Origin of the sequence: Corynebacterium glyciniphilum AJ 3170 (assembly GCF_000626675.1) — a bacterium.
In the GTDB taxonomy this organism is placed as follows: domain Bacteria; phylum Actinomycetota; class Actinomycetes; order Mycobacteriales; family Mycobacteriaceae; genus Corynebacterium; species Corynebacterium glyciniphilum.
Genome location: NZ_CP006842.1, coordinates 1712169 through 1732835 on the forward strand (window position 1 = coordinate 1712169; position 20667 = coordinate 1732835).

19 protein-coding genes and 7 tRNA genes are annotated in these 20667 nt (G+C 64.4%); 14 read left to right on the top strand and 12 right to left on the bottom strand.

Annotated elements, in window-relative coordinates:
* Positions 1–88: 88 nt before the first annotated feature.
* Positions 89–877 (bottom strand): polyphosphate--glucose phosphotransferase, encoded by a 789-nt coding sequence (gene ppgK, locus CGLY_RS08040; RefSeq protein WP_038548378.1) that lies wholly within the window; start codon positions 875–877, stop codon positions 89–91.
* Positions 878–945: 68 nt separating this feature from the next.
* Here ppgK and CGLY_RS08045 point away from each other — a divergent pair, with 68 nt between their 5' ends.
* Together CGLY_RS08045 and CGLY_RS08050 are read left to right on the top strand one after the other, a co-directional pair.
* The gene (locus CGLY_RS08045; RefSeq protein WP_038552008.1) at positions 946–1881 is read left to right on the top strand and encodes an inositol monophosphatase family protein; all 936 of its coding nucleotides are present in this window, start codon (positions 946–948) and stop codon (positions 1879–1881) included.
* Positions 1882–2177: 296 nt separating this feature from the next.
* Positions 2178–2477: a DUF4193 domain-containing protein gene (locus tag CGLY_RS08050; RefSeq protein WP_038548381.1), complete on the top strand. Its 300-nt coding sequence runs from the start codon at positions 2178–2180 to the stop codon at positions 2475–2477.
* A 110-nt stretch (positions 2478–2587) separates the two neighbouring features.
* Here CGLY_RS08050 and CGLY_RS08055 read toward each other — a convergent pair whose 3' ends face one another.
* Positions 2588–3124, bottom strand: a complete 537-nt coding sequence (locus CGLY_RS08055; RefSeq protein WP_081803834.1) for a DUF3093 domain-containing protein — start codon at positions 3122–3124, stop codon at positions 2588–2590.
* A 66-nt stretch (positions 3125–3190) separates the two neighbouring features.
* Between CGLY_RS08055 and dut the strand changes: the two genes are divergently transcribed.
* The 5 genes from dut (at position 3191) to dxs (ending at position 8581) form a co-directional block, all read left to right on the top strand.
* Complete coding sequence (dut, locus tag CGLY_RS08060; protein ID WP_038548384.1) at positions 3191–3649, top strand: dUTP diphosphatase; 459 nt, start codon at positions 3191–3193, stop codon at positions 3647–3649.
* A 79-nt stretch (positions 3650–3728) separates the two neighbouring features.
* Positions 3729–4523, top strand: a complete 795-nt coding sequence (locus CGLY_RS08065; protein ID WP_038552014.1) for a DUF3710 domain-containing protein — start codon at positions 3729–3731, stop codon at positions 4521–4523.
* Positions 4520–5161 carry a DUF3159 domain-containing protein gene (locus CGLY_RS08070; protein ID WP_052539891.1) on the top strand — a complete coding sequence of 214 codons (642 nt, stop codon included), beginning with the start codon at positions 4520–4522 and terminating at the stop codon, positions 5159–5161. Before CGLY_RS08065 ends, CGLY_RS08070 begins: the two co-directional genes overlap by 4 nt.
* Positions 5158–6453 (top strand): class I SAM-dependent RNA methyltransferase, encoded by a 1296-nt coding sequence (locus CGLY_RS08075; RefSeq protein ID WP_038548387.1) that lies wholly within the window; start codon positions 5158–5160, stop codon positions 6451–6453. Before CGLY_RS08070 ends, CGLY_RS08075 begins: the two co-directional genes overlap by 4 nt.
* Before the next feature lie 199 nt (positions 6454–6652).
* The gene (dxs, locus tag CGLY_RS08080) at positions 6653–8581 is read left to right on the top strand and encodes a 1-deoxy-D-xylulose-5-phosphate synthase (RefSeq protein ID WP_052539894.1); all 1929 of its coding nucleotides are present in this window, start codon (positions 6653–6655) and stop codon (positions 8579–8581) included.
* Here dxs and CGLY_RS08085 read toward each other — a convergent pair whose 3' ends face one another.
* On the bottom strand, positions 8582–9874 hold the full coding sequence (locus CGLY_RS08085; RefSeq protein WP_038552021.1) for a ribonuclease D: 1293 nt from the start codon (positions 9872–9874) through the stop codon (positions 8582–8584).
* 10 nt (positions 9875–9884) lie between these two features.
* Positions 9885–10556 carry a DUF3000 domain-containing protein gene (locus tag CGLY_RS08090; RefSeq protein ID WP_038548390.1) on the bottom strand — a complete coding sequence of 224 codons (672 nt, stop codon included), beginning with the start codon at positions 10554–10556 and terminating at the stop codon, positions 9885–9887.
* A gap of 78 nt (positions 10557–10634) precedes the next feature.
* Here CGLY_RS08090 and hemE point away from each other — a divergent pair, with 78 nt between their 5' ends.
* The 3 genes from hemE to hemQ all read left to right on the top strand — a co-directional run bounded on the left by hemE (position 10635) and on the right by hemQ (position 14059).
* Positions 10635–11816: a uroporphyrinogen decarboxylase gene (gene hemE, locus CGLY_RS08095; RefSeq protein WP_081803835.1), complete on the top strand. Its 1182-nt coding sequence runs from the start codon at positions 10635–10637 to the stop codon at positions 11814–11816.
* A gap of 5 nt (positions 11817–11821) precedes the next feature.
* On the top strand, positions 11822–13237 hold the full coding sequence (hemG, locus tag CGLY_RS08100) for a protoporphyrinogen oxidase (RefSeq protein ID WP_038548392.1): 1416 nt from the start codon (positions 11822–11824) through the stop codon (positions 13235–13237).
* Positions 13238–13339: 102 nt separating this feature from the next.
* The gene (gene hemQ / locus CGLY_RS08105) at positions 13340–14059 is read left to right on the top strand and encodes a hydrogen peroxide-dependent heme synthase (RefSeq protein WP_038548395.1); all 720 of its coding nucleotides are present in this window, start codon (positions 13340–13342) and stop codon (positions 14057–14059) included.
* 13 nt (positions 14060–14072) lie between these two features.
* Here hemQ and msrB read toward each other — a convergent pair whose 3' ends face one another.
* From msrB to CGLY_RS08145, 8 genes are all read right to left on the bottom strand, one after another.
* Positions 14073–14504: a peptide-methionine (R)-S-oxide reductase MsrB gene (msrB, locus tag CGLY_RS08110; protein WP_038548398.1), complete on the bottom strand. Its 432-nt coding sequence runs from the start codon at positions 14502–14504 to the stop codon at positions 14073–14075.
* Positions 14505–14509: 5 nt separating this feature from the next.
* Entirely contained in the window at positions 14510–15868 is a 1359-nt protein-coding gene (locus CGLY_RS08115) for a glycosyltransferase family 87 protein (RefSeq protein WP_227590426.1), read from the bottom strand.
* Positions 15869–16000: 132 nt separating this feature from the next.
* A tRNA-Gly gene (locus CGLY_RS08120) sits at positions 16001–16076 on the bottom strand.
* Between the two features lie 47 nt (positions 16077–16123).
* Positions 16124–16195 (bottom strand) — tRNA-Val (locus CGLY_RS08125).
* A gap of 43 nt (positions 16196–16238) precedes the next feature.
* Positions 16239–16314: transfer RNA gene (locus CGLY_RS08130), tRNA-Gly, on the bottom strand.
* Between the two features lie 47 nt (positions 16315–16361).
* A tRNA-Val gene (locus tag CGLY_RS08135) sits at positions 16362–16433 on the bottom strand.
* Positions 16434–16441: 8 nt separating this feature from the next.
* Positions 16442–16513, bottom strand: a tRNA-Cys gene (locus tag CGLY_RS08140).
* A gap of 69 nt (positions 16514–16582) precedes the next feature.
* A tRNA-Gly gene (locus CGLY_RS08145) sits at positions 16583–16655 on the bottom strand.
* Positions 16656–17001: 346 nt separating this feature from the next.
* Here CGLY_RS08145 and CGLY_RS08150 point away from each other — a divergent pair.
* The 4 genes from CGLY_RS08150 to CGLY_RS08165 all read left to right on the top strand — a co-directional run bounded on the left by CGLY_RS08150 (position 17002) and on the right by CGLY_RS08165 (position 20629).
* A tRNA-Val gene (locus CGLY_RS08150) sits at positions 17002–17073 on the top strand.
* A 168-nt stretch (positions 17074–17241) separates the two neighbouring features.
* The gene (locus CGLY_RS08155) at positions 17242–17898 is read left to right on the top strand and encodes a copper resistance CopC family protein (RefSeq protein WP_081803836.1); all 657 of its coding nucleotides are present in this window, start codon (positions 17242–17244) and stop codon (positions 17896–17898) included.
* Positions 17899–18015: 117 nt separating this feature from the next.
* Positions 18016–20094 (top strand): threonine--tRNA ligase, encoded by a 2079-nt coding sequence (thrS, locus tag CGLY_RS08160; protein WP_038548400.1) that lies wholly within the window; start codon positions 18016–18018, stop codon positions 20092–20094.
* Positions 20054–20629, top strand: coding sequence for an HIT family protein (locus tag CGLY_RS08165; RefSeq protein WP_052539897.1), 576 nt, complete (start codon positions 20054–20056; stop codon positions 20627–20629). The genes thrS and CGLY_RS08165 overlap by 41 nt, the downstream gene beginning before the upstream one ends.
* Positions 20630–20667: the final 38 nt, after the last annotated feature.

Genomic DNA, 20667 nt, shown 5'->3' on the forward strand with positions numbered 1-20667 from the left:
GCGGGGTCAGGGGACTTGCAGTGTGTGGTCCTTGGTCAGGAGCACAGTCGACCCCCAATTATAACCCAGTTGCGATGAATTTCAGCGATCAGGGCCGCATCTTGTCGCGGACAGCCACCGCGGCCCCCACGATACCGGCACGGTTGAGAAGTGCCGCCGGCACCACTTCAGCGTCCACGGTGAGCTCAGGGAGCCATTTATGGTGCTTTTTCGAAATGCCGCCGCCGACGATGATTCTGGCAGGATTGAGGATGCGAACGTATTCGTGGAGAACCCGGTCCACCCGCCGTGCCCATTCCTTGTAGCTGAGGTCCTCCCGGTCCCGTACTGCGGATGACGCCCATTTCTCGGCGTCCATGGCAGGAAAGTTCAGATGCCCGAGTTCGGTGTTCGGGAACAGTGAACCGTTGTAAAGCAGGGCGGAACCGATCCCTGTGCCGAACGTCAGGAAGAGCACCGTGCCCTGATCCGTGGATGCGTCACCGTAGGCGGCTTCGGCCATCCCGGCTGCGTCGGCGTCGTTGAGCACGCTGATGGTGCGACGGCGTCCGTCGACAGCCAGGCGCTCGCCGAAAAGTTCCTGGCAGTCGGTGCCGATCCACGCGGGGTCGATATTCGCAGCTGTGACCGCGACCTGATTACGGACCACAGCCGGCACGGTGAGACCGACAGGGCCTGTCCACTCTGCGTCGTTCAACAGCGCAGCGACGGTGTCGGCGACAGCACCAGGAGTGGCGGGTCGGGGAGTGTCTACTCGAATCCGGTCACCGATGAATTCCCCGGTGTCGAGGTTGACGAGAGCCCCCTTGATCCCGCTGCCCCCGATGTCAACCCCGTATCCGATGTTCGCTGACTCCTGCGTGGGTGATTCAGTCATGACAACGCATGCTACCGCAGTCCTGGAGGCCGGGCGCGTCGATGCCGGGTGGTGGAAGAATGTTGGTCATGAGTGAGCTGATTCGCCTTGACCAGGACACAACCGCCACCGACCCTCAGGGGCCGCAGAAGGAGCTCTCGGGCCGTTCGCCGGACGATCTCCGGAACATCGCCGCCACGGTTGCCTCTGAGGCTGCCGACCATGTGCGGGGCGAACGGGCGTTCGCGGTCGGCTCCTCCGGACGCCTCGATGTGGAGGACACGAAGTCTTCCGACGTTGACCCGGTCACTGCGATCGACCGGTCGAGTGAGAATCTGATCCGGATACGTCTCCATGAGCTCACAGACCGCGGGGCAGGTCCAGATCCTATTCTGGGTGAAGAAGACGGAGGGGCGCTGGCAGACAGTGGAGTGACCTGGGTGGTCGACCCCGTGGACGGCACGGTCAATCTGGTGTACGGAATTCCCGCCAGCGCCGTAAGTATCGCGGCCTGTGTGGACGGCGTTCCGGTCGCTGGCGCGGTAGCCGACATCTTCCACGGCACCGTTTACTCGGCATGCGCGGGTGGAGATGTGGTGACAAGGGTGGACGGCGACGAGCGCGTGATCGAGGGGACCGTGCAGACATCATTGCAGCAGCTTTCCATGGCCCTGGTGGGTACAGGATTCTCCTATGTGTCCTCCCGTCGACGTGCGCAGGCGGACCTCCTCGTGGATCTGCTCCCGGAGATCCGTGACATACGACGGATGGGCTCCGCCGCGCTTGACCTGTGTGCCGTGGCTACAGGACGTCTCGACGCCTACTACGAGCACGGGCTGGGCCCGTGGGACTATGCTGCGGGCACCCTCATCGCAGCACGTTCGGGTGCGGTGGTGTTCATGCCCTCGCTGGTTTCCGGTCAGGACGAAGGTGTGGGCATCCTCGCAGCTGCTCCAGGCATCACTGATGAGCTCGCAGAGAAGGTGCTTGCCGTCACTCTTCCCTTATCCAAGGGGCACCCGTGACGGACCGGATTTTTGCTGGTCGGACGACTGGGTCGGCTATCGGTGGCGACGGTGACCGTCCGGTGAAGTGACAATGGTTCGTCGCTGCTTTACTATGCGCGTCAAACGCCGGGAATATCCGCCGCTGACGCTTCGTTACTGGCAGGGTGTTCCACGGTCGTTGCGTGAGGGCTTCCGGTGACTCGACGGGCCCCGGCCCTCGCTGATACGTGACCACACCTGCATATCTGTAACTTCACATCCTTATTCGGCATGGGGACCGTCCCGGCCGGATAACGGAACCAAGGAGCATCATCATGGCGACTGACTACGATTCCCCCCGTACCCGCCCCGAAGACGAGATCGAGACCGACTCCCTCGAGGGCCTGAAGGCCGCCGAGAAGGCCGAGCCCGCTGTTGACGACACCGACGACGGCGACATCGTTGAACCCATTGACGTCCCAATGGCGGACCTGTCCGGCGAGGAACTCAGCGGTTCGGTGATCCCCCGTCAGACCGACGAGTTCACCTGTTCCGTCTGCTTCCTGGTCCAGCACCGCAGCAGGATTGCGGAAGATGACGGCAAGGGAAATCTGGTCTGCATCGACTGCGAGTGAGCCGGCGGGGGAGTACCACCCCCGAGGTTTGCTCAGCGCGGGCAGTGTCGGCCCTCCAGGCCGACGGCGCCTGCCGGGAGGGGCTGTGCGCGGGCTTGTCTAGACATGGTCTAGACCTGGGGGGTGTCCAGGGCATCCAGCAACTGCTCGGGTTCGCTGGTGGACACCAGCCAGTAGGGGGTGGGGTCGTCGGGGTCCTCCAGCACCAGCATCGCCATGGAGGGGATCCAGGGACGGTGATAGACGAAGGCAGCAGGATCCAATTGGCGGCCCATGGCCGCGCTCCGGGCGGAGGGGGGAACCGGAAGGCTGCGACTGACCACCGAGGTCGGCAGAGAAGCTTCCCCGGCGTGCAGCCAGGTTTCCCCCTCGGCGTCCCGTTCGACGGTCAGCTCATTGCTCGACAGGTGGAGAAGCGCCCAGACCACCGCGGCGAGGACGACAAGCCCGAGTGCGAGCCCCCAGTACCATTCACGGCTCATCTGACCCTGGAAACCGATCAGCGTGCTGACGCCCAGACCGATCAGCCACCAGGACAACGGGACGCGCTGACGCTCGCGGTAGAGAACGGTCGGACCGGTCACGCCGGGCCGGCTCTCTCCGGAATCCTGTGGCACGTCATCTCCTGTCACCTCGGGCTCGCTCACGATCCCTTAGTCTAACCTGCGGGCGCTGCTGTCAGTAACCGGGAGCCGACGGTAGACTCCGAGACCATGACCGACAGCCTCGACACACCGTTGCGTATCGCGCGACTCGACCCTGACCTGCCCTTGCCGTCGCGGGCACACCCAAGTGACGCCGGCCTTGACCTGCACAGTGCGGAGGACGTGACGTTGGCTCCCGGTGAGCGGGCACTGGTGGGGACAGGAATAGCCGTCGGGCTTCCAGTCGGAACCGTCGGGCTGGTTCACCCTCGGAGCGGCCTGGCCTGGAAGAAGGGAATCTCCATTGTGAACGCCCCGGGCACGGTGGACGCGGACTACCGTGGCGAAGTGAAGGTCTGTCTGATCAACCTCGACCCTGCTGTCCCGGCAACGATCAGTCGCGGCGACCGCATCGCCCAGTTCCTGGTTCAGGAGGTCTCGCTCTGCGCCGTGGAGGAAGTGCCTGACATTGCTGGGCTCGGAGACACGGTGCGCGGTGCGGGTGGTTACGGGTCGACGGGCGACTGAGCACGTCCGTCATACTCTGCCACCCTCCACCACCGTTCCCGTCCCGTCCTTTCCCCGAGAATTGAGGAGTAACCCAACCATGTGGCCCTTCAGCAAGAAGAACGACGGCGCTGACGCCGGTACCGGTGAAACCGGCGAGTCGGTGTCATCCCCCTCGACCACCCATGCGCCCGATGCCACTCCGGGTAACGCTGAGGTATCCGACCGACCACAGACCGGGGCCCAGTCGGAGCCGCTGTCTGTTCACGAAACGGCCTCCGCTTATGATCCGGTCAATGGGGATTTCGGTCCTTTTGACGGCGACAGGGTGGACTATTCCACTTTCGACTACTCCGATTTCGCGAAAAGCGGTCTGGATCTCGGATCCCTCCGTGTGCCGGTGCCGCACAACGGCGAGGTCCAGGTGGAGATGGGCCCCAAGGGGCCGCAGATGATCCATATTCTCACCCCCTTCGGTCGGTTGACCCCGGTGGCGCTGGCAGCTCCCCGTTCCGGACGGCAGTGGGAGGACAGCATTCCCGAGATCACCAAGGGAATGAGCGCGGACGGTCTGGAGGTACAGCAGGGGCAGAGTCTCTGGGGAACCGAGCTCGTCGGAACCATGAAGGCCGGCACCATGCGCGTCGTAGGTGTTGACGGGCCACGGTGGATGCTGCGAATGACACTGGCAGGACCTGCGGACAAGGCGGACCAACTGGCAGAACTCGCCTACGAGGTCATCTCGCGCACCTTCGTCTACCGCGGCGATGATCCATTGCCCGCGGGCCAGGCGCTGCCGGTCACGATTCCGGCGGCGATGGCAGAGGAACTGCGTAAGGTCGTCGAGCAGCGGCAGAAGGACGCGGCCACGGCGAAGCCGGAGGACGGGGAGTGACCGACGAGGCCCCACGCTCCTCAGAGTCCGAAGCGGCCGCCGCGCCGACGGTCCTGGAGCAGCTCGGAGGGCTGTCTGGGCTTGTCGCCTCCGTCCTCCCCGTACTGGTCCTGGTGCCGGTGAACTCACGCTGGGGTCTGGGCCTGGCTCTGACCGCCGCTGTCGCCGTGTCGGTGCTGGTGTTCCTCTGGCGTCTGGCCCGTAAAGAGACGCTGATGCCGGCAGTATCGGGGCTGATGGGGGTGGGGCTGTGCGCTCTGATCGCCTGGTTGTTGGGCGACGCGAAGGGGTACTTCGCGTACGGCATCTGGTACTCACTGGTGGCCGGTATCGTCTTCGTGGTGTCCATCGTGGTCAAATGGCCTCTCGTGGCCGTGATCTGGCACGGTATCAACGGCTCCGGCCACCGTTGGCGGAGTAACCGGACTGCAGTGCGGGCCTACAGTCTGGCGACGTTCGCGTGGGCCGTCGTCTTCTTCGGGCGTTTCGTCGTCCAGCAGTGGCTCTACGTCCAGGATGATGCTGTCGGCGCCCTCGGTGTCGCACGGATCATCATGGGTCTGCCGTTGACCGCCGTTGTGGTTCTGGTGACGGTATGGGCGGTCCGGAAGGCCAATGCTTCTGAGCGTGCGGCATGACGGGCCCGGTCACGACCGTTGACATCCTCGGTCCTGCTCACGGGGGAACCGGCGTGGCACGCGTGGACGGACAGGTGGTTTTTGTTCGTGGTGCCCTGCCCGGTGAGAAAGGGGTACCGATTCACGTCGACGACGGAAAGGCAGGCAAGCGTTTTCTCACTGCCACCGTGACGGATGCCCAGGCCATCGGAGACGCTTCTCCTCATCGAGTACCGGCCGTATGCCCGGCAGCCGCGGCGGGAGCGGGATGCTGTGACCTGGACTTCGTGGACCAGGACGGTTCGCTGGCCATCAAACGCCAGGTCGTCATCGAGCAGTTCCAGCGCATCGGCGGCATCGACCTGAGTGCGCTGCCGGACGGCACGGTCCCGGAGACCGTGTCACCGGACCCGTTCACCGGTTACCGCACCCGGGTACGTCTCGGAGTGGACTCGGTAGGACGTGCCGGTCTCCGCCAAAGAAGCAGCGCCGGGGTGATCCCCCTCGACAGCACGTCGGTGCAGTGTGCCCAGTGGGCTCCGGCACTGGCCGAAGGGCTGCCCACCGAACTCACTGCATACAGTCTCACGCCCGGGGCGGAGGTATGCGTGGCCTTAGGAGACGATGGTGCCCGCAGCATCGTCGAGGTTCCACCGATGCCCCGCCCACACCGCCGCGGACAACGGCGCCGAGCCCAGAATCGTCCTCGCAGTACGGTGCGGCGCCGTGTGCTCAGTGGGACCGGGGACGTGGTGCGTTCCGTCGGAGGACGCTCTTGGCGCGTTCCGGCCGAAGCGTTCTGGCAGGCCCATCACGCCGTCGCCGGGATGTATTCGGAATGGGCGACCGCGCACACCCCGGTGGGCAGTGAACTGGGCTGGGACCTCTACGGCGGGGCCGGCGTTTTCGCTGCCGCACTCGGCGATGCGGTGCCGGATATCGCCGTCGACTGCGTGGATATCGCCTCGCCTGCCACCGCGGCAGGTCGTGACACCTTGGTGGACCGCGACGTCCGGTTCGTCACAGGGGATGTCGCCGGATGCATCGACACCCTGCGTGGGGCGGCTCCCGGTGCCACGCCTCCGTCAGTGGTTGTTCTGGACCCGCCACGCACCGGTGCCGGCCGGAAAGTCATCGAGGCCGTTGCCGGGCGTGACCCCTCCGCCGTTCTCCATGTCGGCTGCGATCCGGCGACGGCGGCCCGTGATGCCGCGCTTCTCGCCGAACATGGTTATCGTCCAGATGCCGTCACCGTCGTCGATGCTTTCGGACTGACCCATCACGTCGAGGTGCTCGTACGTTATGTTCGTTAGCTCGAGCCGGAAGATCCTGGGTCAGACGCAATAGTGAGGTCCGATGATGTGAACACGGCCCGTGCCCGTAAGATGGACGAAGTGCCTGTGACTCAGGCAGCAAGATTGAAGCGTAGGTTGTCGACCGTCGACTCCGGGCGCCCCGGAACCATGGGGCACGAGGGCTGGCGACGACAGGGACGGAGAAGAGAGAACGGGTATGTCGATTCTTGAAAAGGTATCGTCACCGGCGGACCTCCGGACGCTGACTCCAGGACAGCTGGAGACCCTCGCTGGCGAGATCCGGGAGTTTCTCATCGAGAAGGTCTCCGCCACGGGCGGGCACCTGGGACCGAACCTCGGGGTCGTGGAACTGACGATCGCACTGCACCGGGTATTCGACTCACCGGTGGATCCGATCATCTTCGACACCGGCCACCAGTCCTACGTCCACAAGATTCTCACCGGCCGCAGGAACCTCTTCGACACCCTCCGTCAGCGTGACGGGCTGTCGGGATACCCCGACCGTGCGGAGAGCCCCCATGACTGGACCGAGTCCTCCCACGCCTCTGCCTCCCTCTCCTACGCCGATGGCCTCGCCAAGGCGTTTGAGTTGACCGGCCAGACCGAACGGCGCGTCGCTGCAGTCATCGGTGACGGTGCCCTCACCGGGGGAATGGCCTGGGAGGCACTGAACAATATTGCCGAGGGCAAGGACCGTCCCTTGACGGTGATCGTCAACGACAACGGCAGGTCCTATTCCCCGACGATCGGCGGGCTGGCACACAGCCTCGCCGGCATGCGGATGCAGCCGGCCTATGACAAGGTCATGGAGCAGGGGAAGAATTCCCTCGGCCGACTCGGCGCTGTCGGTGAACATGCGTTCAAACTGCTCCACAGCTTCAAGGAAGGCGTCAAGCATGCCGTTATCCCGCAGGAGCTGTTCAGCAACCTGGGCTTGAAGTACGTCGGTCCTGTGGACGGACATGATGTGCGTGCCGTGGAAGCGGCGCTGTCCTACGCCCGCGACTACGGCGGTCCGATCATCGTCCACATCGTCACCAAGAAGGGCAACGGTTACGCCCCGGCTGAGAACGACGAAGCTGACCAGATGCATTCCACCGGAGTCATCGACCCGCTTACGGGCAGGGCTGTCCAGGTCAGTGCGCGTGGCTGGACCGACGTCTTCGCCGACGAACTCATCGAGATCGGACGTCGCCGGGACGACGTCGTCGCGATTACCGCAGCGATGGCCGGTCCGACCGGTCTCTCGCATTTTGCTGAGGTGTTCCCGGAACGGACCTTTGATGTCGGGATCGCCGAGCAGCACGCGGTGACGTCGGCAGCCGGGCTTGCCCTCGGCGGTCTTCACCCTGTCGTCGCGGTGTACTCGACGTTCCTCAACCGGGCATTCGACCAGTTGCTCATGGATGTGGCGTTGCTGCACATGCCGGTGACGTTTGTTCTTGACCGTGCCGGTATCACCGGCTCCGACGGCGCCAGCCACAACGGCATGTGGGACCTGTCGATCACAGGTATCGTCCCGGGCATCCGGGTAGCGGCCCCGCGGGACGGCACACGCCTGGTCGAAGCGCTCAACCGTTCCGTCTCCGTTTCAGACGGCCCCTCCGTGGTCCGGTTCTCAAAGGGGGCGGTCCCTCCCGATGTGCCGGCCGTGGATTCCTGCGCGGACTACGACGTCCTCATCGCAGCGGAGGAGGGTCACCTCGGCGCCGTCGACTCCCTGAAGGTGCTGGTGGTCAATTACGGTCCGTTGACGGCACAGTCTGCTGCGGCCGCAGAGGCACTTGCCGTCGAGGGGCACGTGGTGACCGTGATCGACCCGGTCTGGGTGACACCGGTGTCACCGGATGTCGTTGAACTCGCCAGGAACACCGACCTGGTGATCACGGTGGAGGATAACGGGGTCCACGGTGGCGCCGGGCAGATGCTCGCACGCGCGGCGTCCGAAGCCTCGGTGTCGACGCCGGTCCGCTACCTTGGCGTTGACCAGCGATTTCTCGCACACGGTTCGAGGGGAGAGGTGCTCGCCGAGGTGGGTCTTGACAACGATTCCGTGGTGGAGCAGGTCTGCGGGTGGGCTACGGACGAGGTCCGGCGCCGTGCAGAGGCCTCTGACGTCAGCTGACTAGTTGACCTGGTCGGCGACGACGGGGGCAAAAGCGTCGATGAGCAGATCTACCTGCCATCGTCGGCACTGCTGGTCCTCGAGCGCCTGCCCCAGCATGTTCTCCAACTCACTCACCGGATCGTTCGGCGCATTCCCGGAGAGTGACGGGCCTGTCGCACCGGCCGGGACGAGGAGACAGGAGACGTCCCAGGCCACCGACCGGAGGGCACGGACGGTGAGAAGGTCTTCGGTCCTGATCCCGGTACAGTCGGATACCACCGAGAGTGCATCGCGGAAATCAGTCGACAGACGGTAGGCCAGTGGGTGGTCGCGTTCCCATGTGCGGTGGTCGGGTCGTCCTCCCGACGACGTAGGCCGGTCAGGAAGGCTTGCCGGGTCCGCAGAAATCGCCTGCCGTAATGCAGAAGACAGGACCGCTGTCAGCTCGCGGGCGAATCCTGACCCCCGTGAGGTCCGCGCGAGACGGGACGCGCCGGACACCTCGCGGCTCAGCTGGCGGTCAGCACGCCCCGGCTGTTGAGCGAGGTCCAGAATCGACGAGCCGCGCAGCACGTGTTCCGGCGGCACGTCCCTGTCCCGGGCGACTGAGGTCCGGGCGTCGATCAGACGGCGGACGATCTCGAGTCCGCGGGCGTCCCGGACGTGGCCGATGCCCCGGAGCTTGCGCCAGTCGGGTTCCGGGACGGGGAAAGACCACCCCCTGCTGACGTGGTCGCATTCCTGCCGGTACCAGTCTCCTCGGCCGAGGTCGCGGAGTCGGGACAACGTGACGTCGCGCAACTCGATGAGCAGCTCCACATCAAGGGCGGCGTAGGACAGCATGGCGTCAGGGATCGGACGGGCCGACCAGTCTTCACGTCCCTTGTCCTTGGCTACTGTCACCCCGAGAAATTCCTCGAGCATGCCGGCCAGCCCGATCTGGCCGTAGCCGAGCAACCGCCCGGCGATCTGGGTGTCGTGGAGCTCCGGTGTGCGCCACCCGAGCGAGGTCAGTGCCGGGAGGTCGCTGTGGGCGGCGTGCAGGATCCACGGCGTTGTGTCCATGACCGGGGCGAGAATCTCGCCGGCCTGCGGCACCGCGGCGGGGTCTACCAGATGTGTGCCGGCGCCGTCCCGTCGCAACTGCACGAGGAATGCCCGGTCGTCGAACCGGAAACCGGACGCACGTTCCGTATCCACGGCGACGGGACCGCGCCCGCGGGAGAGGGACTCGGAGACGGTCTGTACCGACTCCGGCGTGTCGGACAGGGCGGGGACGCCATCGCGGGGGGAGGAGAGGTGTTCAGCCACAGCTGTCACCTTACCGACCACTGATTGAGGTCACCCCTTCGGGAGGAAGACCGGCGACGTTGGCGAGGACCTTGGAGAACGCGGTGACGTGCCCGGAGAGATCGGTACCGGCGGCGCTCCATGATGCACGCATCTCGATCTGGAATGCATTGGCGGGGCCGCCGATGTCCCCGAAACGGCTGGAAGCGGTGGCGGTGACGGTGCCTCCGAGGTCGCTGAAGGAATTACCGTCCAACCCTTCGGTCAGCCAGTCCCAGGCGACCTCGGGAAGAAGCGGGTCCTCGGCGACCGCTGAATCGAGGTCGGCCTGGATGTAGGCCACGAGCTTCATCATCCCGGGTCCCTCTGACCCTCTGGGGTCGTGGAGCAGGATGAGTCTGCCGAACGCGTCACCGTCGGAATCTGTGGGCACGGCGGCTTCCCCACCGTCGCGCCCGGCCGTCCCGACGGCGTCGGTCCTTCCCGGTAATCGCTCGACTTCGAGGCCGATCGCATGGCTGTAGGGTGCGAGTTTCCGCGGGGGACGGATGTCGGTCACAGTGATGCCACTGCGGACCGGCGCAGCATGCATGGAGGTGACCGCCTCCCGGAACGGGCCGGGGACAGCCTCCGTGGCATCGGCCGTCGCGGCCTGACCCGGGTTACCTGTCGTCTCTGAATCAACGCTCACAGGGGTCAACATAACCGGCGGAAATCGGGATGTGGTGCAGGCGCGCCGTCGGTGCTCCACTTCGCCGTGGAACTGGCATAATCTGGAGACATGGTTGACCAGAATTCGTCCCCGGTCGGCGTCGCCGATCTCCGTCCGACTGAAGAGGCGATTGGCACGGCCCGGTCCGCTCGTCGTGCCTCTCCAGACGCTCCACTGCTGGCGGCCGTCCGGGGGGAGACTCCCTCCCGCCGCCCGATGTGGATGATGCGTCAGGCCGGGCGTTCCCTGCCCGAGTACCGCGAGATCCGTAAGGACGTCGGCATGCTCGACTCCTGTTTCCGTCCGGACCTGCTCGCCGAGATCACCCTGCAGCCGGTGCGTCGCCATGACGCCGATGCGGCGATCCTCTTCTCGGACATCGTCGTACCGCTGAAGGCCGCAGGGGTGGGTGTCGACATCGTCGCGGGACGCGGACCGGTACTGGAATCTCCGGTGCGTACGGCGGACGCGGTCGAAGCCCTGCCGGTCGTCGATCCCTCGCAGCTCGAGGCGGTTGTCGAGGGGATCGGCGGGATCCTTGACGAGTTGCGGGACGACCAGGTGCTCATCGGGTTCGCCGGTGCGCCGTTCACTCTGGCGTCTTACCTGATCGAGGGAGGGCCGTCGAAGAACCATGGGGTGACGAAGGCGATGATGTACTCGCAGCCGCAGTTGTGGCACGCGTTGATGGACAAGCTCGCCCCGACAGTGGTCCGCTTTCTCCAGGTTCAGATCGAGGCCGGGGCCGATGCGGTTCAGCTCTTCGATTCCTGGGCAGGGTTCCTCAGTCTGCGCGACTACCGCGAGTTCGTCGCCCCCTATTCGCAGAAGATTATCGAGGCCGTGCGCCCGTACGATGTCCCTGTAATCCACTTCGGGGTGAACACCGGAGAGCTGCTCGGGGAGATGGCCGCAGTGGGGCCGGACGTGATCGGCATTGACTGGAAGACACCTCTCGATGTCGCTGCACAGCGCGTTACCGCATCTTTGACCGCTGCCCATGAGGCCGGTGATCTCCGCGTCTCCGCTGAGCGACGCGTCCGTGCGATCCAGGGAAATCTGGACCCGGCAATCCTTCTGGCCGGGCCTGAGGTGATCGGTGAACAGGTCCGCCGTGTCTGTCGTGAGGCTGATCGGGCCGTCGCTGCCGGTGACGCCCGTGGCCACATTTTCAATCTCGGCCATGGTGTTCTCCCGGAAACTGATCCGGATGCGATCACCCGGGCCTTCGCGGAGATGCATGGACAGTGACGGAAATGAGTAACGTCCCCGGGCCGCGTGTCGCCGTCGTTGGTGGTGGTGTCAGTGGACTGTTCGCCGCGTGGGAACTGAGGCGTCGGCTGGGGCCCGGCGCCCAGATTCTCGTCCTCGAGGCGTACAGCAGACTCGGCGGGAAGCTGAAGACCGTCGATTTCGCCGCCGGACCGGTGGACATGGGTGCCGAGGCATTCCTGACCAGGCACACCGGGATGGCGCAGCTTGTCGAGGATCTCGGGCTCGGGGAGGAGCTCCGGGTGCCCTCTGGCGCCCGCAGTGCATTCCTCGTCGACGGCGAGCTCGTGGATATCCCGCCTGCCACGGTCATGGGGGTTCCGGCGAAAGGTTCGGATGTCGCTGGCGTGCTCAGCCCGCGTGCACAGGCGGCGGTGGATTCCGAACGCGACGGTGCTGCGCTGCCGTGGATCGTCGGGGATGACGTGAACGTCGGCGAACTGGTACGCCGACGGTACTGCGACGAGGTTGTCGACCGGCTGGTGTCCCCCATGCTCGGTGGGGTGTACTCGTGCTCGGCAGACGATCTCGGGCTGCGAGCCACGGTACCCCAGATTGCGGAGGCGATGGACGACATCGCGGCGCGGGGAGATGATGTCTACCTCTCCACCGCTGTCGCCGAAGCACTGGCGCTGCGTGCGTCAGCCGCCACGGCCGCGGCTGGACCTGCGTTCAACTCCCTGGCGACGGGGTACCGGACACTGATCACCAGACTCGCGGAGCTCTCCGATGCGGACATCCATGTTGACACGCAGGTGGAAGAGATCGGCCGATACAACGGGCGGATCTACCTTGAGCCGGTAGGGACCGTTGACGCCGTCATCGTGGCGACGCCGGCTCCCACGGCGTCGGTTCTGCTCGAGGACCTGATTCCGGATGCCGCGGAGATCCTCGGTGGTGTCGATCTGGCAGGCTCAGCAGTCGTCGGTCTCAGCTACGACGGTGCCGACGGCGATGCGGGGATTCCCGACCGGTCGGGAATCCTCATCGGAGCGGACGGTCCCACACACGCCAAGGCGTTCACGTTCTCCTCCCGCAAATGGCCCCATATCGGTGAGCGCCACGGTGGGGGCGGCGGTTTCGTGCGTGCCAGCTTCGGGACATTCCGGGACGGGGGTCTTCTCGACGCCGATGACGACACTCTCGTGGAATACGCCGTTGACGACCTGGCACGAGTCGCCGGTGTCACCAGCCGCCCCACCGAGACGTTCGTGCAGCGGTGGTGGGGTGGGCTTCCTGTTTACGGTGTGGGGCACACCGAACTCATGGGTATCGCCGAGTCCGCGATCAATGATGTTCCCAGAATTGCCGTGGCCGGGGCGTACCTCCACGGGGTCGGGGTGCCGGCATGCGCAGAGACGGGACGGGCAGCGGCGCGCAAGATCGCCGACGAACTCTGATAACTACCCGTGCTCCCGGTAGCCGGGGGCGCGGTGCACAGTGGCTAAGATCAGCCAGGACACATTCAACAGGTCGATGAACAGGACGGGTGGTTGAGAACCATGGCGAAACTTGATTTCAGGGAACTCAATGAGAAGCTGCAGTACACGATGTGGTCGGTGTTCACGGTCCGCAACGGAGAGCTGCCGGACGATGATGAGGCACGGGCTGCGGTGGCAGCGGACCTGGAATCTTTCCTCGCCTCCTTCGACGACGAGGAACTGACCGTCCGCGGTGTCTACGACCTCACCGGACAGCGGGCGGAGGCGGATATCATGATCTGGTGGCACGCCGAGAAGTTCGAGGACTTGCAGCGTGCATACCGTCGGTTCCTCAGGGAGACCACACTCGGTCGCGCCTGCGACGGGTACTGGTCGAACTCCGCCCTGCACCGCCCGGCGGAGTTCAACAAGTCCCACCTTCCCTCGTTCATCATGGGGGAGGACCCGGGGGACTGGATCGCGGTCTACCCGTTCGTCCGTTCCTATGAGTGGTATCTGCTGCCGGACAAGGAGCGCCGTACGATCCTGGCCGAACACGGTATGGCGGCACGGGGTTACGACGAGGTCCGCGCGAACACGGTCCCCGCCTTCGCCCTGGGCGACTATGAGTGGATCCTCGCTTTCGAGAGCCCGACTCTGGATCGTATCGTCGACCTGATGTACAAAATGCGGTACACGGAGGCGCGGCGCCATGTCCGTGAGGAAGTCCCCTTCTTCACGGGACGCCGGGTCAACGGCGATGCCGACGAGCTCGCCGGATTCGTCTCCGAGCTTCCCTGAACGAACGGGGGCGTCAGCTCTCCTGAAGACGCAGAGCAATCCCGTTGATGCAGTAACGCAGGTCTGTGGGCGTGTCGTAGCCTTCCCCCTCGAAAACATGGCCGAGGTGCCCGCCGCAGGTGGCGCAGACGACCTCGGTCCTCCGAGTCCCCAGTGAGTCGTCGATGCGGGTCTCCACCGCATCGGAGTCCGCCGGGTCGAAGAAGGACGGCCAGCCGCAGTGGGAGTGGAACTTCTCGGTGGAACGGAAGAGTTCTGCGCCGCATCCGCGGCACAGGTAGACGCCTTCTGTCTCTGCATCGGTGTACTCACTGGTGTAGGGACGCTCCGTCGCCGAGTTCCGTAGCACCTGGAACTCATCAGGGGACAGGCGCTCGCGCCACTGCGCATCAGTGAGTGTGGAGAAGTCCTCGAGTGGGCGGATGTCGGGCCGATTCTCGGTCATCGCTGTTACCTCTGTTCGGGTCGGGGTTCCTCGGTTGTGCCCGGTGCCGCCGTGGAGTCACGGTCGTGATTCTGCCGACGCCAGTCGGTGGCGAGCCAGACGACGACGGATGTCGCCGCCGCGAGGATGATCAGACCCCAGCCGACGGTACCGCGTGTGTACTCAACGATACGCCCGGGCCACTCCCAGCGGTCGGAGTTCCATGAGTCGCCGGACATACACCAGTAGATACCGATCCAGGTGACAGGATTGTGCATCACCGACAACCGGCAGAAAACGGTGAAGATCATCGGCAGCAGCATCATCGAGTAGTACATCTGCCCCAGGGAACTCACCAGGAATACACCGGTCATCAGAATGCCTGTGGTGGTTGATGCCCACATCAACGGGTCAGAGTTCCGCCAGCGCAGTAGGCCGAAAACAGTGACTGCAACGCCGAGGGCGAAGATCACACGCAGGGCCATGATGAACCAGTCATCCATGCCGAAATAAACTCCGACGCCCGATAGCGACGAATTGGCGTAATCGCGGACCTCGCTCAGATAAGGCATGAGCTTGTCGAGGTAGTCGGAGGGCTGCGTCATCAGCGGCCAGGCGGCCAGATTGAACACCACGGGCATGGCGATGCCCGATACAAGTGCCCACCATTGGCGTTTGGCGAGCGGAAGGAAGAGCAGGACTGCGAACTGCGGCTTCACCGTGATGGCCAGGCCTACCGCAATGCCCGCGAGCACCGTGGCGAGGGTGTTGCGTGTTCCGGTGCCGGGCCCGAATCTCCAGGAGACGTCGCCCGACCCGACCAGGAGCCACCAGAGGAAAACAACCTCGACGGCCAGTAGAATCCCGTTGACGTTCGAGAACAGAAGAGTGTTGGTCACGGACTCGCTCGCGAAGACCAGAAGCGCCGCCACGGGGAGAACCGGCCCGGTGAGAGGACGGCGGGCCAGCTTCGTCAACACGGCGAGCGCGACGAGGACGGCTAAGCCGTTGGCGAAGATGAAGAGAATACGACCGATGTCCCAGGACGGCAGGAGAGCCAGGGGGCTGAGCAGGAGGGTGCCGCCGGGGGAGTAGAGGTAGTGGGGGTCGACGAAGCTGTAGTTCTCGTCGTAGACCGGTACACCGTCGATGAACCGGTGCAGAGCGTTCCAGACGGTGGTGAAGTCGTCGGTGGGGTGGTTGTTCTGCGGATTGAGGAACACCCGGTGGATGATCGTGAAGATAGCCAGCGGCCAGGCGGCCATGGTGAACGCGCCGGCCGGCGTCCGGAGATAACTACGCAGCGCACCGGATCGGTCTGTGTGGGTGCTGTCGGTGTCTCCGTTACCGCCAGCGGCATCGGCTGGGGTCATCTGTGCAGTCACTGTGCGAATTCTAGTGCCTGCACCGCTCACGCCCGGGACCGCCACGCGTCGAACCCCTGGCGTAGACCCGGAAAGCAGGGAGCGGTACAGATACCGAAGGCCCGCCGACGGGGGTCGGCGGGCCTTCAATGGTGGAGCGGATGACGAGACTCGAACTCGCGACCCTAACCTTGGCAAGGTTATGCGCTACCAACTGCGCTACATCCGCATTTTCTAGCAATCGTACTGATGAGCAGGCCCGTGAGGGACTGTTCGTGCGCGATACTGGGATCGAACCAGTGACCTCTTCCGTGTCAGGGAAGCGCTCTCCCGCTGAGCTAAACGCGCGGGCTCCATCCTCGCGGCACCCGATGGGTGCTGCCCGGGGGAGTGGAGCGGATGACGAGACTCGAACTCGCGACCCTAACCTTGGCAAGGTTATGCGCTACCAACTGCGCTACATCCGCATTTTCTAGCAATCGTACTGATGAGCAGGCCCGTGAGGGACTGTTCGTGCGCGATACTGGGATCGAACCAGTGACCTCTTCCGTGTCAGGGAAGCGCTCTCCCGCTGAGCTAAACGCGCGTGGTGCGAGGTGGAAACGGGAATCGAACCCGTGTACACGGTTTTGCAGACCGTTGCCTAAGCCACTCAGCCATTCCACCGTGGCGTCGCCGCCTCGTGCCGGATCTCGACCCTACCGGTTGGGGACCGGAAGGGAAAATGAGAACCTGAGCGGATGACGAGACTCGAACTCGCGACCCTAACCTTGGCAAGGTTATGCGCTACCAACTGCGCTACATCCGCAAGCACCGTGAAGTACCGGTGCGACCCAGAACTCTATAGGTTTCGTCGAGCGCACACAAACAGCCAGGTAGGCGCACCTATCGCAGGAACAGCACCAGCGGCTCGAACATCACGCGTGTCATTTGTCGGTGGCGCGCGGCTCAGCGGCACCGCATTTTCCCGGCCACATGGGGCTGGCTCCGAGATCCGCGACGACAGTCAGCCCCGTTTCGGCTATTCCACTGTGCTGATCCTGTGTCTCGCGCCTTCTGCACGGCCTCGTGGTCGCGAGGGCTTGTTGCTGCTGTGACGTGCGAAGTTGCGTGCTTCCCTGTGGAGGATGATAGATTACCTCTCGTTCCACCGAGGTCCCATGGCTCAGTGGAAGAGCGTTCCGTTCACACCGGAAAGGTCGCTGGTTCGATCCCAGCTGGGACCACGTCTTACGCCCTCGACAGGCAGTGCTTCACACTGGCGGTCGGGGGTTTTCGCGTGTCCGGGGTGGTGCATCACACCAGGGGTCTTTCACATGGAAGTGCAGTTAGGATGGGTGTCCTACACCTGTGGACATACCTTCCCCGGTGTCAGTCGAAGGAAAGGACCGTCAATGTTCCGTCTCCCGTCCCGCCGTCACTCCCGGCCGTCCTCACTACAGGCGACCAGTGGTGTCGGCCTGTTCGTCGTGCCGGGAGTGGCACTTGCCCTGGCCGCTGCGCCGGTCGTTGTCGGAGCGGGTCCTTCTCTCGGGCTCCCGGAGGCGTCCGCCCACGACGTGATGGTTGGATCAACCCCAGAACAGGACAGCACCATCAGTGATGCTCCTGACGCGATTGAACTCGAGTTCTCCGGCATCCCCCGAGACGACTTCAACACCGTCGCCTTGTCGCGCGACGGTGAGGTGCTGGTAACCGACGAGCCAACGATTGACGGCCACAGTCTCACACTGGATGTTCCGGACGATGTGGAGATGTCCGACGGTGAGTACACCGTCGGCTACCAAATCACCTCGTCTGACGGACACGCGACCCGTGGTAGCTACGTTTTCACTCTCGCCGCAGACGGTGGCGCCGCCGAGTCCGAGACGTCCCAGGGGGCAGGTGAGGCCGACGACGATGCCGGGATGCCGTCCTGGGCCGGGCCCGCACTCGGTATCGCCGGCGTGATCGTCGTTCTGGGGGCCCTCGTCGTGGCGATCGCCCGCTTCCGGTCTATGTCGTCCGACGAATCGGGCGAGCCCGGGGCGGATGATCGCCGGGACTCCTGAACCTCGTACGGACCGGGTGGCCGCCCGACGCGTGGCGGCAGGTAAGGTAGTGCTCGACTTCTGACTGTCACCAGGTATGTGACCGTCATCATCTGCCGTGTAAGGAGCACACCACCCGTGAGTGAATCAGCACTGGACGTCGCACAGGAATCCGCCGCGAAGGCCCCTGTGACTTTCACCGTCCCAGCCGGAGAATCGGCAGGGGCCGCCATGCGTCCGTTGGAACTGCCGAACAAAGGGACCGGTGCCATTGTCTGCGTCAAGGACACCGAAGGGTCCCTGAGGGACCTGGCTTTTGTTCCGGAGACCGATACCGAGGTCACTGCTGTTGCCGCGAACACCGACGATGGTCGTGCCGTGATCCGGCACTCCTGTGCCCATGTCCTGGCACAGGCGGTCCAGAAGGAGTTTCCCGGGACGAAGCTCGGCATCGGTCCTGCGATCGAGAACGGCTTCTACTACGACTTCCAGGTCGATGAGCCTTTCACCCCGGAGGATCTCAAGACGCTCGAGAAGCGTATGAAGAAGATCATCAAGTCAGGGCAGCGTTTCGAGCGGCGTGTCTATGACTCGGTGGACTCCGCGGCCGCGGAACTTGCCGCCGAGCCGTTCAAACTCGAGCTCATCCAGGACAAGGGTAATGTTGATCCGGATTCGGATGAGGCCACCGAAGTCGGTTCCGGGGAGCTCACCGCCTATGACAACGTCAACCCGCGCACCAGTGAGGTGGAATGGTCGGACCTGTGCCGTGGACCGCACATTCCGACGACCCGCTACATTCCCGCCTTCGCGCTCACGCGGTCGTCGGCGGCTTACTGGCGTGGGGACCAGTCCCGCGAGGACCTGCAGCGTATCTACGGTACGGCCTGGGAATCCAAGGAAGCCCTCGAGGAGCACCAGCACATGCTGGCGGAGGCAGAGAAGCGAGACCACCGGCGTCTCGGCCAGGAGCTCGACCTGTTCAGCTTCCCGGACGATCTCGGCTCGGGCCTTCCCGTCTTCCATCCGGACGGAGGCATCGTCCGGCTGGAGATGGAGGAACACTCGCGACGTCGCCACATCGAAGCCGGGTATTCCTTCGTCAATACGCCGCACATCACCAAGGGCGACTTGTATGAGCGCTCCGGCCACCTGGGCTTCTACAAGGACGCGATGTTCCCGCCGATGCAGGCCGACGGCGAGTGGGACGAGGACGGCAACTGCACCAAGCAACCGCAGGACTACTACCTCAAACCCATGAACTGCCCGATGCACAACCTGGTCTTCGACTCGCGCGGCAGGTCGTACCGCGAATTGCCGTTGCGGCTGTTCGAGTTCGGTACGGTGTACCGCTACGAGAAGTCCGGGGTGATCCAGGGACTGACTCGGGCCCGCGGTTTCACGCAGGACGACGCACACATCTACTGCACGGAGGATCAGCTCGAGGAAGAGCTGACCACCGTACTCGAGTTCGTCATCTCGTTGCTGCGGGACTACGGCCTGGACGACTTCTACCTGGAGCTTTCCACCCGTGACCCGAAGAAGTCCGTGGGCTCGGACGAGATCTGGGAGCGTTCCACCGAGACGCTGCGTCGCGTAGCCACGCAGTCAGGTCTCGAGCTTGTGCCGGATCCGGAAGGCGCCGCGTTCTACGGTCCGAAGATCTCCGTACAGGCTCGCGACGCCATCGGACGGACGTGGCAGATGTCCACGGTGCAGCTGGACTTCAACATGCCGGAGCGATTCAACCTCGAATACACCGCCTCCGACGGCACCAAGAAGCAACCGATCATGGTGCACCGCGCCCTCTTCGGCTCGATCGAGCGTTTCTTCGGCGTCTTGTTGGAGCACTACGCAGGTGCGTTCCCTGCATGGTTGGCACCGCACCAGGTCACTGGTATCCCCGTGGCCGACGAGTTCGTCGGCTATCTGGAGGACATCACCGCTGACCTGCGGAGTCAGGGTATTCGTGCCGCGGTGGACACCTCTGATGACCGTATGCAGAAGAAGATCCGCAACCACACCACCGGCAAGGTTCCTTTCATGCTGCTGGCCGGCGGACGCGATGTCGAGGCAGGCGCCGTCAGCTTCCGCTTCCTGGACGGCAGCCAGGTCAACGGGGTGCCGCGGGCTGATGCGGTCCGCATCATCACCGACTGGGTCCGTGGGCGCCGCAATGAGCAGCCGAGTGGAGAGAACATTGGCGAGCTCAGCTGACGTCGCGCCGGACGGCCTCGCCCGCCTGTGGGCACCGTACCGGTCCGCGTATCTCGGAGAGCAGGGTGCCAGCGGCGGTGACGCCGGGGACAGCGGGTCTGCCGATCCAGAGGATCCGTTCTCCTCACTGCCTGGGAAGTCAGACGAGGACGCGTTGATCGTCGCCCGCGGGGACGAGGTTTTCTGCATACTGAACCTCTACCCTTACAACCCCGGCCACATGATGGTGCTGCCGTACCGCAAGGTTGCGTCGTATGAAGACCTTACGGATTCGGAGACCCGGGAGCTGGCCGTGTTTACGAAGAAGGCGATCCGCGTCCTCCGTGCGGTATCAGGGCCGGACGCGCTGAATGTCGGGATGAATCTCGGCCGAGCATCCGGAGGGTCGGTGCCGGGCCACCTTCACCAACACATCGTTCCCCGGTGGCAGGGCGACACCAGTTTCATGACCGTTCTGTCGGGCTCCAAGGTGCTTATCCAGCTCCTCGGGGAGACCCGTGAGCTCCTCGCGACGGCGTGGCAACAACTCGACTGACACGGAACTGAGAGAATATCGGCGAAGATGAAGTCAGA

Bases quoted from the DNA above. Each gene is read 5' to 3' on its own strand.
- hemQ (WP_038548395.1), top strand. From the start codon at position 13,340: ATGGCGAAACTTGATTTCAGGGAACTCAATGAGAAGCTGCAGTACACG.
- CGLY_RS08075 (WP_038548387.1), top strand. From the start codon at position 5,158: ATGACGGGCCCGGTCACGACCGTTGACATCCTCGGTCCTGCTCACGGG.
- msrB (WP_038548398.1), bottom strand. From the start codon at position 14,504: ATGACCGAGAATCGGCCCGACATCCGCCCACTCGAGGACTTCTCCACA.
- dut (WP_038548384.1), top strand. From the start codon at position 3,191: ATGACCGACAGCCTCGACACACCGTTGCGTATCGCGCGACTCGACCCT.
- CGLY_RS08050 (WP_038548381.1), top strand. From the start codon at position 2,178: ATGGCGACTGACTACGATTCCCCCCGTACCCGCCCCGAAGACGAGATC.
- CGLY_RS08090 (WP_038548390.1), bottom strand. From the start codon at position 10,556: ATGTTGACCCCTGTGAGCGTTGATTCAGAGACGACAGGTAACCCGGGT.
- ppgK (WP_038548378.1), bottom strand. From the start codon at position 877: ATGACTGAATCACCCACGCAGGAGTCAGCGAACATCGGATACGGGGTT.
- dxs (WP_052539894.1), top strand. From the start codon at position 6,653: ATGTCGATTCTTGAAAAGGTATCGTCACCGGCGGACCTCCGGACGCTG.
- CGLY_RS08065 (WP_038552014.1), top strand. From the start codon at position 3,729: ATGTGGCCCTTCAGCAAGAAGAACGACGGCGCTGACGCCGGTACCGGT.
- CGLY_RS08165 (WP_052539897.1), top strand. From the start codon at position 20,054: ATGAGCAGCCGAGTGGAGAGAACATTGGCGAGCTCAGCTGACGTCGCG.
- CGLY_RS08155 (WP_081803836.1), top strand. From the start codon at position 17,242: ATGTTCCGTCTCCCGTCCCGCCGTCACTCCCGGCCGTCCTCACTACAG.
- hemG (WP_038548392.1), top strand. From the start codon at position 11,822: ATGAGTAACGTCCCCGGGCCGCGTGTCGCCGTCGTTGGTGGTGGTGTC.
- CGLY_RS08045 (WP_038552008.1), top strand. From the start codon at position 946: ATGAGTGAGCTGATTCGCCTTGACCAGGACACAACCGCCACCGACCCT.
- hemE (WP_081803835.1), top strand. From the start codon at position 10,635: ATGGTTGACCAGAATTCGTCCCCGGTCGGCGTCGCCGATCTCCGTCCG.